This is a genomic window from Nocardioides cremeus (genome assembly GCF_030518195.1).
Lineage (GTDB): Bacteria > Actinomycetota > Actinomycetes > Propionibacteriales > Nocardioidaceae > Nocardioides > Nocardioides cremeus.
On record NZ_JAULSC010000082.1, the window covers coordinates 1 to 448 of the forward strand.

Annotated in this window: 1 protein-coding gene; it reads left to right on the plus strand. The window is 46.2% G+C overall.

Translation table 11 applies throughout. The features are described 5' to 3' along the window. The coding region (locus tag QWJ41_RS20810) for a hypothetical protein (protein ID WP_302710380.1) at positions 1-254 on the plus strand (254 nt) is incomplete at its 5' end. Between the last annotated feature and the right edge of the window lie 194 nt (positions 255-448).

The window sequence follows — 448 nt, forward strand, 5'->3', positions numbered from 1 at the left end:
CGGGCCTAGATAGTATTGATAAGTTTTTGAGCCTCTACAGTTTCAGTTTCTTTCAGTTCGCTGGAATATGCGACACCGGATTCGTCGTTGCAGTAGTTGCCGGAACACCAGTAACAATTGAAGCTAGCAATATCCGGGTAGTAGGAGTAAAGAGTCTTGTAAATATTGTCGCAAGTGCTGCCGGCTGGGTCGCATCCTCTGGATACCCCGTATTGTTTTTGTGTCATGTAGGAGACACGTGTACAAACATATGAGTCAGCGCAGTAAGTGTAGTTCACGCTTGGGTAAGGGCTCAGGGGGTCGACGCAGGCCGTGTGATCTCTGTCAGAGTAGGAGTTGCATAAGTAGCACGCCTTGGTGGCGAATACGGCAGCAAAAGTGCAGGATAGTACCAAAATGGCCAAACTTACTCCACGAACCATGTTTATAAATTATGTTTTACTTTAAA